Source organism: Mojavia sp., from assembly GCF_059505145.1.
The window spans coordinates 79,532-96,282 of the sequence record NZ_JCACKA010000064.1 but is presented as its reverse complement, the minus strand read 5'-3'; the positions used below and the strand labels follow the sequence as shown (position 1 = coordinate 96,282).

The window sequence follows — 16,751 nt, the reverse complement described above, 5'->3', positions numbered from 1 at the left end:
AAATTTAAATTATTTAGCCAAAAGGCCCAGATTCATCAGATGAGAAAAATAAACACTGAGTAACCGATTGTCTACTGGAGGACAAGTAATTGAAGTACCAACTAAGCCATTGATAACGTTTTGGTTATCAAGCTGTAAAAATCCTGAAGTTGAATTGTCTTCTTGAGCTTGTCTTGCTGGGAAGAATGGAATTAATGAATATAAAGGATGCTCTAGTGAACCTTGTGTAATATTGAGTAATTTCTCTCGCCATTGGTCATAAGAAATTTGCTCAATTGCATAACCCAACGAGCGAATATGGTCAATCAGTGTATTTGTGTGCAGAGTTTGGGGATGTACTAAGTGGAAGGTTTTACCGAGAGATTCTTCCTGCTTGGATAAATGAACTATTGCTTTGCTGACATAATCTACAGGAACTATGTTTTCTCTAATGTCTATATCTGGCGCACTTCCTAATTGCATACAACCTATGATCAATTTGTACAGAAAGTCATTGCTATTAAAAACACCAGTTTGGCTATGTCCAGATATGCGTGATGGTCTGTAAATAGAGATCGGGATTCCTCTTTTAGCCGCTGTTTGTACTAATTTTTCAGCTACCCATTTAGTTTGACAATATCCGTTACTAGGAAATTCGTTTTCATTCAGACTATCTTGTTCTCGAACTAATTTAACTCCAGATTCAACTTTTGCAGCGACAACACCAGAGCTAGAAATAAAATGTACTGGTTTAGTTTTAACTTGACTAGCTAATCTTAGAATCTCTTGTGTACCCAGTATGTTTGCAGGTTTTAGGATAGAGTAGGGATAAATATGATGCACCCAAGCACCATTATGGTAGATAATATCGATGGTAGATGCTAATTGTTGAAATTTTTCAGTTTCTAAACCCAAAAGTGGTTTTGCCAAATCACCGACAATGGGAATAATTCGAGAACTCCAAATTTCGTTCCAAAGTCCATAAGATTCGAGGATAGTTTGTAGCTTTGTATGGTCATCCTCAATTTTGTCAGAACGAACTAAGCAATAAATATCTGCTGTGGTTTGTTGCAGAAGTTCAGCTAGTAAAAATGCTCCTAAAAAGCCTGTGGCTCCAGTCAATAAAATAGCCTTAGGTTCAGGGATAAACTTACCAACAGTTTGAGGATAAATTGTTTGGTCTAAAACGGTTTCAGCTTTGAGATCCAACGTGGGATGCTCAACTTCTGTTTGACAAACTCGATCAATATTTTCTGCTAAACCTGCTACAGTAGGTTTTTCTAACAAACTACGTAAAGATATATCCAAGTTAAAAGCTTCTTTAACTTTGGCAAGTAGCTGAGTTGTTAATAAAGAATGTCCACCCAATTCAAAGAAGTTGTCGTAAATGCCAACTTTCTCAACTTTTAAAACTTCAGCCCAAATTTGCGTCAGCTTTTCTTCTACAGGGGTGCGAGGAGGAACAAATTCTCCTATTAAATCTGACCTGACTTGCTCTGGTGCAGGTAGCGCCTTTCTATCAACTTTACCATTGGGACTTAGAGGTAATTCTTTTAGCAATACTACAGCTGATGGAAGCATAAATTCTGGTAGTTTATCTTTTGCAAAGTTGCGTAGTTCATTAACTGTAGTGGCTGATTTTAGCTGGGGAACTACATAAGCAACTAAGCGTTTGTTTCCTGGTACATCTTCACGCGCAATAACTACTGTATCTTGCACTCCAGAATGTTGATTTAATAATGCTTCAATCTCTCCTAATTCAATGCGGAAGCCGCGAATTTTTACTTGGTTGTCAATGCGTCCTAAAAACTCAATATTACCATCACTGAGATATCGCGCTAAATCACCAGTTTTATACAAACGCATTCCTGGTTTGTGGCTAAAGGGATGGGGAATGAATTTCTCAGATGTAATTCCTGGCTGATTTAAATAACCTCTGGCTACCCCTTCACCGCTTATATAAATTTCGCCAGGAACACCAACAGGAACTGGATGTAAGTAAGAGTCTAATATATATATTTGTGTATTGGCTATGGGACGACCAATGGATATTTGCGTTCCAGTTTCTAAAGAATGGCAATGGTATACACTACTCCAAACGGTTGCTTCTGTCGGCCCGTACTCGTTAAATAGAGATGTTTCTGGCTGTAATTGAGAGTGATTTTCTATCAATTCTGATGGACAAGCTTCGCCTGCAACTATAACAGCACACAGGGAATTTAACTGTTCTGGTTTTGCTTGTTGCAAAATTAGAGCATATAGAGAAGGAAGGCTTAATAAATGGGAAATACGATTTTGGGAAATTAACTCTACGAGTTTAGGTACTTCTCGTTGTACGCCTTCTTCTGGTAAATGTAGAGTTCCGCCACAACAAAGTGTCCAGAAAATACCTGCAACCGAACTATCAAATGCAAAGGATGACAGTAATAAAAAGCTAGTGACAGGTTCTTTATAGTAGGAGATACGTGCAGTTGTGGAGTGAACTAGGTTACGATGTGCGATCGCAACTCCTTTGGGTTTACCTGTAGAACCAGAAGTGTAGATTACATAAGCTAAGTTCTCAGGAGATACTGTGAGAAGGGGGTTTTCCTGACTTTCTTGTGCTATCGTTTCCCAATCTTTATCTAAGCAAATGGTTTGTGCATCGTGGGGATGATCCCTCCAACCCTCCTTGATAAGGGGGGCGAGGGGGGATATTTCCAGTAAATGCTGCTGAGTCAATAATATGGATACTTGAGTATCCTCTAGCATGAAAGCTAAACGCTCTTGGGGATAGTGAGGATCGAGGGGAACATAAGCACCACCAGCTTTGAGAATACCCAAAATACCGATGAGCATTTCTAGGGAACGTTCAACACAAATTCCTACTAATAGTTCTGCACCTATTCCCAAACGTTGCAAGTAATGAGCTAGTTGATTTGCGCGCGCATTCAGTTCAGCATAGGTAAGTTGCTGATTGTTAAATGCAACAGCGACATTATTTGGTGTGCGTTTTACTTGCTCTGCAAATATCTGGTGAATGCACTTATTTTGTGGGTAATTAGCCTCAGTTTGATTAAACTGGAATAGAAGTTGGTGCAGGGTGCGATCGCTTAAAATATTGAGCTTACTAATTACCTCTTTTGGATTATTAATAACGCTGGCTACTAACTGATTCAAATTCTCTGCTATAAGTTCAATATTTTCGGCATTGAATAAATTAGAGTCATAATAAAATTCTAGATTTAAAGCCTCAGCTTGCTGTTGACAAGAAAGCTTTATTTTAAATCTTTCGATGCAAGTGTACTGCTGTTCAATTGAAAACTTTACATCCCCCGCATAACAAATAACAGATTCTTGTTGAAAATCAAACCCAAAAGGCAAATTAGTTAATTTTGTAGCAGAAGAATTAATTTGCTCCCAACTAAAGCATTCTTGCCATTTATTGATTTCTTCTGTAGATTCATTTACTTGTTGTAAAACTTGGCTAAAACTTAAATTTCCTTCTAAATGAGAATGTAGCGGTAGATATTTAGCAAACAAACCTAATGCATTTTTTAATTCATCATATTTTCTACCATCTACGCCTACACCAATAACAATTTCTGAATTCTCAAGCAGCCGCCACAGTAAGACTTGCCAGCAGGTAAGAAGAAATATAAAATTATGAGTATTATATTTTTTAGCTATTATTTCTATTTTTTGCAATAAATCAGCATCAATTAGTGAATTGATAGCTTTTGGTTCAAACTGATGCTTGTTTGAATTATCAACTTCGTAAGGCAGTTTTAAATTATCAATAATAGATAAGTTTTGCTGTAACCAATATTTTCTGCCAATCTCCGTTTCTTCTGCTTCTAATATTTGGTTCTGCCATTCAGAGAAATCTGCATATTGTAGCGGTTCTTCAGATAATTCACTGTCCAGCTTATCTGAGTAAGCACTAGCGATTTCTCGCATTAAATTATGGAGAGTGACAGTATCACCACAAATAGCAGGTAAACCCAGATATAAAAGATGCTTCTCTGAGGAGAGAGTAATCAAAGCAGCCTGTAAATTTAAACCCTTTTCTAAATCAAAAGGTAAACATTTCAAATCTTGAACAATTGCCTTAATTTTAGCCTCTTGTTCCTCAGCAGTGACATCGCTCAGATTATATGTTTGACTGAAAGTTACTTTATTAGTTGTAATCACCTGAACTGGGATAGTCATCCCTGGAAGAGAACGAAAACAGGTGCGGAGTATCTCATGACGATTAACAATATTTTGTAAAGCTAATTCCAAACCTTTTACATCAATATTGCCTGTAATTGAAATTATACAATCACTGCGATATACCGATTTATTATCAAGTTGTTGTAGCGACCATAAATGCTCCTGTTGTGGAGAAAGTCGAAAGCCTTCCATAATTGCTGTTTGCATATTTATACCTGTTTACTTATATGTACTAGCGTCTATTAGTGGTATTAAATTCTTTTTGTTTCGAGCCTTTATACTGCAACTGAAGGAGTATAGGGTTCAGCCATTCCTACTAAAATTTTTCTGGGTGGAACAAAGGGATTACGAGCGTGTATGGCTAACATATTATCGAGCATCAATACGTCTCCTTTTTCCCAAGTAAAAGTAACCATTTGCTGTTGATAAGCTTGGCGAAGATGCTCTAAAACTTCAGGCTCAATTACAGAACCATCACCGTAATATGTATTTGTTGGTAAATCTTCCTCTTTAAAAGAAGATAATAAAGTATTACGGATATTTGGTTCTAGTGTGGAGACATGGAAAAAAGTTGCATGGTTAAACCAAACGATTTCTCCAGTTATGGGATGTTTGATAATAGCTGGGCCAACTTGACGGGTTCTTAATTTATCGCCTTCTTTCCATTCAAAATCAATACCGTTTTTATGACAATATTCTTCTACCTTAGCTTTTTCTGTGCTTTGAAAAACTGTTTGCCAAGGTAAGCCAAATCCATCACCAAAGTTACGCATATACATAACTTTTTTTTCAATGAATCGTTCTCTTATTTTGGGGTCAATATTGGCGAAAACTTGACGACTATTACCAATTGGTGTTTCTCCCCCTTGTGCTGGTGGAGTTAGGCAAAAGAAGAATATTTTTAAAGGAAAGGTAGGCGAATAAGCGTGTTCGTTGTGTGGGAATATACTTTGATCAGCCGGATAGTCAGTGGAAGTGTAAATTCTGCCAGCTACTTGAGTACGCGGTGAGGCTCGATAGCGATATTCTAATGCTTCTCCACAAATAGCAGCTATTATTTGCTCAAATTCTTCTATTGATGTGACATTAAAACCACGAAACAGAATTGCTGCATATTTTAATAACTCTGCTTGTAAAAAGTCTCGATTACTTTTAGCCCAAGTTAGTAAATCTACACCTTTAACTGCTGGTTTGATAACTAAAGGAAAGTTAGGGCTGTGGTGAAGATACTCTGTTTTAATTAATTCATTCTCACCAACATTAACGGCTTTACGTCTTATATTACCTAATTTTAAGGAACCACTTTGTTGATTTTGGTTTGTCAGCATTGCTTGTATCCTATATTCGTTCAGTCAGATGTTGCAAATTAACCAAAATAGCTTACTTAACAGATCTACGTCTAATATTGCCCAATTTTTGTTGTAAAGAATTTTGATAATTTATCTCTTGAGTAAGTTTTTCTTGTTTGTCTGCTTGCGCTAAGATTTCTTTGATTTCATTGATTTTTACATTTGGCTTATCCACAATTTGGCTCAAAATCGTTTCAAAGTGTTTGAGCATCCGGGCGATAGTTTTAGCTGCAAACAAGTCTGTACTATATTTCAATAATCCCGTCAGACCGTGCTCTGTAACTCTGATATCAAAGAGTAAATCAAAGGTGGCGGTTTTGGTTTCAGTTTCCAAGGTCTGAAAAGTTAAACCTGAGATATTCAAAGCATTTGTGGGAGTATTTTGAAGAATTAATTTTACTTGAAATAATGGTGTACTGTGTAAATTACGCTCTGGATTGATAGCCTCTACAAGTTTGTCAAATGGTAAATCTTGATGTGCATAAGCATCTAAAGTGACTTCCCGAACTCTTTCTAGTATTTCTTGAAAACTAGGATTACCATCAAACTTGGTGCGTAATACTAATTGATTAACAAAAAATCCAATTAAGCCCTCGGTTTCTCCTTGGTTACGGTTAGCAACATCTGTACCAATCACAATGTCATCTTGCTCACTGTAGTAATGCATTAAGGTTGCAAAAGCCGCTTGCAAGGTCATGAAAAGCGTTACACCCTGTTGATTACTTAGGATTTTGATTTGTTGAGATAATGTGGGAGAGAATGTGAAAAGTTGTGCTGAACCTTGATATGTTGGTGTTATAGGCCGAGGATAGTCAGTGGCTAATTTAAGGGTTGGTAAGTTTTGAAGTTGTTGTTGCCAGTAACTAAGTAGTTGTTCTAAAACTTCTCCCTGTAACCATTGATGTTGCCAAATAGCAAAATCGGCATATTGAATCAGTATTTCTGGCAGTGGAGATGGCTGACCAAGAGAAAATGCTTCATACAGGGCTACTAATTCTTTAATTAATACTCCCATAGACCAACCATCTGAAATAATGTGGTGCATCGTAAAAAACAGCACATATTCTGTTTCAGATAGGCGTAAAAGTGTAATTCTTAATAGCGGCTCAGTATCTAAATTAAATGGCTTTTCTGCTTCTTGGATAGCTAGGTTATGGGCTGTTTGTTCTCTTTCAGCATCTAATAGTTTGCTCAGGTCTATAATAGACAATTTTAAATTGAGAGATGGGGCAATAACTTGAATTGGCTGCCCACGTTCTGAAATGAAATTTGTTCGTAGAATTTCGTGACGGCGAATAATTTCATCAAGGCTTTGTTCTAAGGCTGGAATATTCAATGAACCGATAACACGAACACCGTTACATATGTTATATGCAGTGTTATTTGGTTGCATTTGGTCGAGATACCATAACCTTTGTTGAGCGTATGAAAGGGGAATATTGCCTGATCTGGAAATATGCCCTATATTGGTAACTTTGACTTTTAAATCTGCTTTTGTAGCGTTCTCAATTTCTTCGGCTAATTCTGCTACTGTTGGTGATTCAAATAAACAGCGCAAGGGCAATTCTACCTTGAAGACTTTGCGAATTTGAGAAATAACACGAGTTGCCAACAGAGAGTGACCGCCTAATTCAAAGAAGTTTTCATGAATCCTCACTTGTTTGATAGCTAAAATGTCAGCCCAAATACCAGCAAGTATTTCTTGAACTGGGGTCAATATTAGGGAAGTATTTTCTTCTGACTGCTGTATTGTGTCAGGTACAGGTAAGGCGCGACGGTCGATTTTGCCATTGGATGTGAGAGGAAATTCCTCTAACACTACAAAGGCACTTGGTATCATATAATCTGGCAATTTAGCTTTTAAGAAGTTACGTAGTTCCAATACAGAAATATCTGTTGACTGGGGAACGACATAAGCCACAAGACGTTTGGCATCCTGTCTGTCTTCTGTGACTATAACTACAACTTCTCTGATTTCTGGATGTTGATGAATTGCTGCCTCAATTTCCCCAATTTCAATGCGGAATCCCCGCAATTTAACCTGATGGTCAATGCGTCCCAGGTATTCAATATCGCCCTTAGGTAAATAACGTGCTAAATCACCTGTTTTGTATAAAAAATGTCCTGATTCAAATGGACTTGAAATAAACTTTTCTTGAGTTAGTTCAGGTTTATTCCAATAACCACGCGCTAATCCCACGCCACCAATATGTAACTCACCACTGACACCAATTGGCACAGGTTGTAAATGTTTATCTAAGATATATATCTGTGTATTGGCAATTGGACGACCAATAGGAACTGTCTTCTCATTACTATTAGGTTGACAAGCCCAATAAGTTACGTCTATTGCCGCTTCTGTTGGGCCATAAAGGTTGTGTAACTCGGCGTTGAATCGTTCAAAGAAGCGTTGTTGTAGGTCAAAAGATAGAGCCTCACCACTACAAATTACCCGTTTGAGACTACCACATTGCTCTAGTTCTGTTTCTTCTAGAAACACTTGCAACATTGAGGGAACAAAGTGAATTGTGGTAATTTTTTCTTGAGCAATTAGTTGAACTAGATACCTGCTATCTTGATGTCCACCTGGTTTAGCTATAACTAAACTCGCGCCTGTTAACAAAGGCCAGAAAAATTCCCAAACCGAAACATCAAAGCTGAATGGTGTTTTCTGTAAAACACGATCGCTTGCTGTTAGCTGATATGTATCTTGCATCCACAATAGACGGTTACCCAAGCCTTTGTGAGTGTTCATTGCACCTTTGGGCTTTCCTGTGGAACCGGAGGTGTAAATTACATAAGCTAAGTTTTCAGATGTGGCTTGACTAATTGGGTTAGCTGTGCTTTGTGTGACGAATAAATTTTCGTCTTGGTCTAGATATACAGTCTGGGCGCTGTGTGCGGGTAATGTATCTAATAGATGTTTTTGGGTTAACAGCACCGAAACTTGGGTATCTGCTAACATATAACCTAACCGTTCTTTGGGATAGGCTGGATCTAGGGGGACGTAAGCACCGCCCGCTTTGAGGATACCTAAGAGTCCGGCTACCATTTCGAGCGATCGCTCTACACAAATCCCTACTAATACCTCTGGTCTTACTCCCAGTTTTTGCAAGTAGTGAGCGAGTTGATTTGCTCTGGTGTTCAGTTCCCGATAGGTCAATTGCTGATTCTCAAAGACCACAGCAACAGCATCAGGTGTTTTTTCTACCTGTGCCTCAAATAATTGATGAATGCACTGGTCTTGAGGATAATCAATTTCAGTGTTATTCCACTCTACTAATAGTTGATGTTGTTCATTTGCTGTTAATAATGGCAATTCTGACAGGCACTGCTGAGGATTAGAAACAATTCCCTCTAACAATACTTGAAAATGACTCCACATTCGGGTGATTTTGTCAGCATTAAATATATCTGTGTTGTATTCTAAATCTCCCTGTAATCCTGTCTCTGTTTCTGATAGCGAGAGAGTTAAATCAAATTTTGCAGTATTTTTTTCTAATCTTAATTCTTGTAAGGTTAATTCTGGTAACTTGATAGGTTCTGTTGTAGCATTTTGCAGCACGAACATTACCTGAAATAAGGGGCTATGGCTCAAATCTCGCCCTGGCTGTAGTTCTTCTACCAACCTTTCAAAAGGCAAGTCCTGGTGAGCATAAGCTCCTAAAGTTACTTCACGTACCTGCTGCAACAGTTCTCTAAAAGAGGGATTATTACCAAGATTTGTACGCAGTACTAAAGTATTGACAAAAAAGCCAATAAGCCCTTCTATTTCTGCTCGATTACGGTTAGCAATGGGAGTACCTACTATAATATCTTCCTGCTGAGTGTAGCGATACAGCAACACTTTAAATGCTGCTAGCAGAGTCATAAACAAGGTAACACCTTCTTGCTTTGACAGGTCTTTAAGTTTCTCGGTTAAAGATTGAGATAAATGAAAAGGCTGTGTTGCTCCGTTTTTAGATGGAATTGGGGGTCGAGGGCGATCGCTCGGTAATTCTAAAATGGGTAAATTACCACCTAACTGCTGTTTCCAGTAATCCAGTTGGGTTTGCAGCACCTCACCTTGCAACCATCTTCTTTGCCAAGTAGCAAAGTCTGCATACTGAATTGGCAATTCGGGAAGTGGGGAAGCTTGACCTTGAGAAAAAGCTGTATAAAGTGCAGTGAGTTCCTTAATAAATATTCCCGTAGACCAACCATCAGAAACTATATGGTGCATGGTCAACAATACAACATAGTCTGTTTCTGCTAGTTGGAGTAAACTAGCTCGTAGTAGTTGACCTTGTAAAAAATCAAAAGGTTTTTGTGCTTCTAAAGCAGCTAGGTTTAAAACTTCTTGCTGTTTTTTTTCTTCGGAAAGTGCCTGCAAATCTATAACTGAAAAAGTAAAGTTTTCACCTTTACCAATTACTTGTATTGCTTCGCCATCAACAACAGTAAATGTAGTTCTTAATATTTCGTGCCTTCTGATAATTTCATTGAGGCTTTTAGACAGTGCAGCTATGTTTAATTTACCTGTGAGTCTGACTGCTGTAGGTATATTGTAAGCACTGCTATTTGGTTCTAGTTGGCTTAAAAACCAAAGTCGCTGCTGGGCAAAAGACAGAGGTATATTTCCCTGACGTGAAACAGATTGAATAGATTCTGAAGAGGCTTTAAAAGCCTGATTCGCTTGGCTGATAAAAGCTATAATTTCTGATTTGCGTGCTGCTAATTCCGCTTTAATATCTGGTGTGAGGGCTTCTTTAGGCGCATTACAACGCAGGCGCTCATTCTCTACCCATAATTTTATATCCAAGCTGCAAAGGTAAGACAAAAATTCTGTGATCGTTTTCATAGTTCTATTTCCTCTCTGTCTTCTACCATTTGCACAGGCACAGCCTGCAACTTTTGCACTGTCAGAATTCCCTCTATGCACTCAACTAAAGTTTTAACTGTCGGATTTTCAAATAAGCTACGCAGAGGTAAATCAATTTTAAAGGCTTCACGCAATCGAGAAATAACTTGGGTGGCTAAGAGCGAATGTCCTCCCAACTCAAAGAAATTGTCATAAATTCCCACTTGTTCTCGCCCTAATACATCAGCCCAAATATCAGCTATTATCTGTTCGGTTGGTGTACGGGGTGCGACAAAGCTTGCTTCCAATGCAGTGGCTGTATCTGGTGCAGGTAAAGCTTTACGGTCTACTTTCCCATTGGGAGACAAAGGCAGTTTATCCAATATGACAAACGCCGTTGGTAGCATATAACTAGGTAGTTTATCTTGTAAAAATCTGCGAAGTTCAGGAGTATTAATATTTTGCTGTGAACTAACTATATAACTTACCAAGCGTTGATTGCCTGGTTTATGTTCTCGCACTATAACTACATTTGCTTGTACGTCGGGATATTGATTTAATACTGATTCAATCTCGCCTAGTTCAATGCGAAAACCACGAATTTTTACTTGATTGTCAAGCCGTCCCACTAATTCAATCTGCCCATCAGCAAGATAACGTCCTAAATCTCCTGTTTTGTAAAGGATATCTCCTGGTTTTTGACTAAACAAGTTAGGAATAAATTTTTCAGCAGTTAAATCCGGTCGTTGTAAATAACCCCTAGCTACACCAGCACCACCAATATAAATTTCGCCGATGATTCCCACAGGTACAGGCTGAAAATAGCTATCGAGGATGTAAATTTGTGTGTTAGCGAAGGGAGAACCAATGGGGACTAGTTGCTCAAAAGATAAATTTATTGTTTGTGTTTCAAAATAGGTACTGTCAATAGTTGCTTCTGTTAAGCCAAAGGAATTAATTAATCGGGTTGAGCTTCCACAAAATTGACGAAATTTTTTATATTCCTGCCCATACCAACTGTCAGAACCACAAATTATGATTCGCATGAAATCTAGGCATTTATGGTTCTGTTCTAAATACAGAATTAAACTTCTTAATACTGCTGGTACAAATTCTGCACAATCAATCTTTTCTCGCAGCATTAACTCATAAAGTTTTGCTGGTTCTAGCAATAGGTCACGAGGACAAAGTACGAGTTTGCCACCAGAACAAAGGGCGCGAACTAAGTCGCCAGTAAACACATCAAATGAAAAACTAGCCATTTGTAAATGGGAACTAGCCGCAGTTCGCAGTTGATAGGCCTCTTCCCAGGCTAGATAGGCATTTGTGAGGCTGCGATGTTGAATCATCACGCCTTTAGATTGTCCTGTAGAGCCAGATGTATAGATTACATAAGCAAGATTTTCTGAACTGACTTCGGTAGAAAGATTTTCTGTCGATTCTTGAGTGATGAGATTATCTAAACAGATAATTTGGGCTAAATTTGCTGGTAAACCTGCAACAAGTCTTTGTTGTGTCAATACTACAGGAACTTGAGCATCAGCTAACATGAAGGCGATACGCTCTTGGGGATAAGCTGGATCAAGGGGTACATACGCACCACCAGCTTTGAGAACAGCCAATAGCCCAACTACCATGTAGAGCGATCGCTCTACATACAGCCCTACTAATACCTCTGGTTTAACTCCCAGCTTTTGTAAATAGTGTGCTAGTTGGTTAGCTCTCTGGTTTAATTCTCGATAAGTTAATTGTTCATTTTCCCATACTACTGCTACAGCATTAGGTGTTTTCTCCGCCTGCGCCTCAAACAACTGGTGAATACACAAACCCTGTTGTAGATGTTCCCCTAATGTCTGATTTTGACCCCACTCTAGTAATTGGCGTTGCTCATTAGATGTTACTAAGGGTAAATTGCTTAAACATTGTTCAGTATTCGTAATAATACCTTCTAGCAAGGTTTGGAAATGTCCAACTACCCGATTTATTCTTTCTGCATCGAATAGGTCGGTGTTGTACTCCAAATTTCCTCTTAAACCTTGCTCTGATTCCTCCATTGTTAGGCACAAATCAAAAGTTGCGGTTTCGCTATTTACATCCAAAACTTCCAAATTTAAATCTGGTAGTTCTAAGGTAGTTCTAGGAGCATTTTGGAACACAAACATTACCTGGAACAGAGGATTATGGCTCAAATTACGTTCCGGTTGTATTTCTTCTACCAGCTTTTCAAAGGGCAAATCTTGATGAGCATACGCCCCTAGTGCTACTTCCCGAATTTGTTTGAGCAAATCACGAAAAGTAGGATTACCAGATAGGTTACTTCGCAATACTAAAGTATTAACAAAAAAGCCAATTAAATTTTCAATTTCTGCTCTGTTCCTGTTAGCAATAGGTGAACCAACTAAAATATCAGTCTGATTTGTGTAGCGATATAGTAAAATTTTAAACGCTGCCAACAGTGTCATAAATAAAGTGACACCTTCTTGTTTTGACAGAGTTTTTAATTTCTCACTTAAGCTTTTTGGCAGGACAAATGATAGAGTTTTCCCTGCATAAGTCTGAACTGTGGGACGAGGACGGTCAGTAGGTAATTGTAATATAGGGAGTTCACCAGATAGTTGCTTCTGCCAATAAGCAAGTTGATTTTTTAATGCTTCTCCCTCTAACCATTGTCTTTGCCAAACTGCAAAGTCTGCATATTGTATAGGTAATTGTGGCAAAAAAGAAGGTTTACCAGCACTGAAAGCTGTATACAGTGCGGCTACTTCCCGAATCAATATATCTGTTGACCAACCATCAGAAACAATATGATGCAGCGTCAGTAAAATTACATAATCTTCCGCATCTAATTGCAGCAATTTCGCCCGTAATAGTGGCGCTTGTGTAAGGTCAAATCCCGTTTGTGCTTCTTCTTTAGCTAGGCGGTATAGTTCTAATTCTCGCTGTTCTTGTGGAATATTTTGTAAATCTACAACTGGTAATTGCAAGTTTACCGAAGGAGAAATTACCTGGATTGGTTGCCCATCAGATATTGCAAAACTTGTCCGCAAAATTTCATGTCGTTTGATAATTTCGTTGAGGCTGGCTGAAAGTGCATCTATGTTCAGTTTCCCCTGTAAACGAACGGTTCTAGGCAGATTATATGATGGGCTACCTGGTTCAAATTGGTCAAAAAACCACAATCGCTGCTGGGCAAAAGATAGGGGGAGATTTTTATCTCTAGGAACGGGGGTAATGGTTGCGATCGCCAGTTGTTCACCCCGCATTGCTATTTCAATCTGCGCCGCTAGTGCTGCTAAATTTGCAGATTCAAACAGTTGCGGTAAGGGCATTTCTACGCCAAAGGTGGTGCGGATGCGAGAAATTACCTGAGTAGCTAGTAGGGAGTGTCCGCCCAAGTCAAAGAAGTTATCTTCAATACTTATCTGTGGTACACCCAACAATTGCGCCCAAATACCCGCTAATACTTCTTCTACAGGAGTACGGGGAGGAATAAAGGTTGTTTCTCTGCTGACTACATCTTCTGGTGCAGGTAAAGCGTTACGATCTAATTTACCGTTAGTGGTTAGAGGTAAAGCTTTGAGGATGACAAAGGATGTGGGTATCATGTACTCCGGCAACTTTGCTTTTAAAAAGTTGCGGAAGTCATTATCCGATACTGAAACAGATGTAGGGACTATGTAGGCGACAAGACGCTTTTCTTTTGATGTCTCTTCCCTAGCAATAACTACACTTTCCCGTACTGCTGGGTGTTGACTCAAGGCTGTGGAGATTTCGCCTAGTTCAATGCGATAGCCTCTAATTTTCACCTGATCGTCAAGACGACCGAGAAATTCTAAGTTACCATCACACAGATAGCGGACGCGATCGCCTGTTTTGTACAATCGCTGAACCCCATCACTGAAAGGATTAGTAATAAACCTTTGGGCCGTTAAATCAGGTTGGTTTAAATATTCCCGTGCTAAGGATTCACCGCCAATATACAGTTCTCCTGCTACCCCTAAAGGAACTGGTTGCAGATTTGCATCTAATACATAAATCTGGGTGTTAGCAATGGGTTTACCGATGGGAACTGTTGCAGTTTCCTGAATTTTCTCTCCTACTGAGTAAGTCAGTACACCAACGGTTGTTTCTGTGGGCCCGTAGTGATTGAGAATTAGACAATGGGACGCATTCTTTTCTATTTTCTCAATCAAATCCCAATCAGCTGCTTCACCACCGAGAATTAGTGACTGACGGGGTAAAATTTCCCAACACTCGGAACTTAACAAAGCTGCTAAATGAGAAGGAACTATTTTTAAGCAGTCGATAGGATGATCGCGGAAATAACCAGCTAATGCAGACGGATCTGATGCACGTTCCCAAGATACGATATGCAGACATCCACCACTACACAAACAAGGGAAAATGACAGTATTACCTAAATCTGCGGCGAAGGTGGAAACGCTTGCGTAACTTGCATTAGCTGGAAGTTGCAGTTTTGGCAAAATTCCATATAGGTAGTTAAGCAGCTGTTGATGCTCAACCGCAACACCTTTAGGTTTACCAGTAGAACCGGAAGTATAGATTATATAAACTAGATTTTCCGGCTTGGTGTTGTTAATTAGGTTTTCTGTACTCTCCTGAGAGATTTTTTCCCAATCATCCTCTAAATTTACGTCATTTTCCCAATCCCCAGTCCCCAATCCCCAGTCCCTAATTAACACCGATACTTCAGCATCTTGTAAGCGGAACTGTAACGCCTCTTGGGGAAGGGTGGGATCGAGTGGAAGGTAAGCACCGCCAGCTTTGAGAACAGCTAATAACGATATGATAAATTTAAGCGATCGCTCTACACAAATTCCCACTACTACTTCTGGTCTTACCCCCAACTTTTGTAAGTAGTGAGCTAATTGATTAGCTTTAAAGTTTAATTCTTGATATGTTAATTTTTCATCTTCAAACACTACAGCAATTTGATCAGGTGTTTTTTCTACCTGTTCTTCAAATAACTGATGAATACATTGCTCTTGTCGGTAATCAGCCTTTGTTTGGTTAAACTCAACTAACAATTGTTGACGTTCACTGGCGCTAAGTATTCCTAATTGACTGATAGGTGTATTTGAATTATCGAGAATATTTATTAATAAAGTTTGAAAATTTTTGGCTAGACGTTGAATTATTTCTTGAGAGAAGTAATTGATATCGTAGTAAAAATCTGCAACCAAACCATTGTTCCGTTGTAAACAGATGAGTTTTACTTTAAAAGGTTCAATAAAGCTGGAAATTTCCTGTACAGCGAAAGTTACTTTTGTATTATCAGAGTTAGTTTTAGTAATATTTTCAAATTCAAAACCAATAGGTAAAGCTATAAAACAATCCTGTTCTACAGCTTCAGGCACAAAATAATCTTGCCATTCCGCAGCATTTTCTAATGTTTGCGCTACTGCTGCTAATAATTCTGTAAAATTTAAGTTAGATGTAAATTTAGTTTTAATTGGTAGCCAAGTTGCTAATAAGCCAAGTACGTTATGAAGCTCTTCATAGTTACGGCGATCGCTTGCTGTACCAATGACTATTTCTGACTCTCCTGTGAGCCGCCAAATTAGTATTTGCCAACAGGCTAGTAAGATGAGATCAGGCGTTTTATCATACTTTTGGGCAAAGTAATAAATCTTATCAGATAATTCTTGGCTAAAAACTAACTGATAAGTATCAGTTAGAAATTGCTCACTCTTTCCTTGCCGTTCATTAGGTAATTTTAACGCTGATAAAGAGCTAATTTTTTGTTGTTGCCAATATTCTTGAGCTTCCTCTGCATCTTCATCTTCAAGTAATTGATTCTGCCATTCAGAAAATTGTACGTACTGTACATACTCTGTGCTAAATTCATTGCCTTGGCAGCATTGATCGTAAGCTTGACTAATTTGATTAACTAAATTTTTGATTGTTCTAGTATCAGCACATAATGCAGGCAGAGAAATAATTAAAATATGCTGAGCATCTAACAGCTTGATTAAATATAAACGCAGTGGATAAGCTTGAGATAGATTTTGATGTTCCTGTCTTGCTTCCCAAAATAATTCTTGAATTTTCAGAGAAATATCTTCCTGGACGGAATGACTGAAATCTAGATATTGCCAATTAAATGAACTCTTATCTGCAACTACCATGACTGGAGTTTTTACTCCAGGTGGGCGATAAAAACTTGTTCTTAGGATGTCATGAGCATTGACTATTTGAGCAATGGCTTTTTGAAGAATCTCTTTTTGGAGATTACCTTCAATCAAAATACTAGCTTGGGAGCAGAAAGCAGAACTATTTTGTTGTAAATTCCACAGTCGTTTTTGTTGAGGTGCGAGTCTAAAACCGCTAGTAGTTTCTGTTTGCATATTGAGTGAGGATTTTTTTAA

At 38.5% G+C, this 16,751-nt stretch carries 4 protein-coding genes; all 4 read right to left on the bottom strand.

The window, feature by feature from the left end:
• Positions 1–9 precede the first annotated feature (9 nt).
• Complete coding sequence (locus tag AC5JL8_RS14870; RefSeq protein ID WP_495880558.1) at positions 10–4,380, bottom strand: non-ribosomal peptide synthetase family protein; 4,371 nt, start codon at positions 4,378–4,380, stop codon at positions 10–12.
• 68 nt (positions 4,381–4,448) lie between these two features.
• Entirely contained in the window at positions 4,449–5,501 is a 1,053-nt protein-coding gene (locus AC5JL8_RS14865) for a TauD/TfdA family dioxygenase (RefSeq protein ID WP_495880557.1), read from the bottom strand.
• A gap of 52 nt (positions 5,502–5,553) precedes the next feature.
• Positions 5,554–10,362 carry an amino acid adenylation domain-containing protein gene (locus tag AC5JL8_RS14860; RefSeq protein ID WP_495880556.1) on the bottom strand — a complete coding sequence of 1,603 codons (4,809 nt, stop codon included), beginning with the start codon at positions 10,360–10,362 and terminating at the stop codon, positions 5,554–5,556.
• Positions 10,359–16,730 (bottom strand): amino acid adenylation domain-containing protein, encoded by a 6,372-nt coding sequence (locus AC5JL8_RS14855; protein ID WP_495880555.1) that lies wholly within the window; start codon positions 16,728–16,730, stop codon positions 10,359–10,361. The genes AC5JL8_RS14860 and AC5JL8_RS14855 overlap by 4 nt, the downstream gene beginning before the upstream one ends.
• Between the last annotated feature and the right edge of the window lie 21 nt (positions 16,731–16,751).

What these genes read in the sequence shown, in the direction of transcription:
- AC5JL8_RS14860 (WP_495880556.1), bottom strand. Translation starts at nt 10,362, where the DNA reads ATGAAAACGATCACAGAATTTTTGTCTTACCTTTGCAGCTTGGATATA.
- AC5JL8_RS14870 (WP_495880558.1), bottom strand. Translation starts at nt 4,380, where the DNA reads ATGCAAACAGCAATTATGGAAGGCTTTCGACTTTCTCCACAACAGGAG.
- AC5JL8_RS14855 (WP_495880555.1), bottom strand. Translation starts at nt 16,730, where the DNA reads ATGCAAACAGAAACTACTAGCGGTTTTAGACTCGCACCTCAACAAAAA.
- AC5JL8_RS14865 (WP_495880557.1), bottom strand. Translation starts at nt 5,501, where the DNA reads ATGCTGACAAACCAAAATCAACAAAGTGGTTCCTTAAAATTAGGTAAT.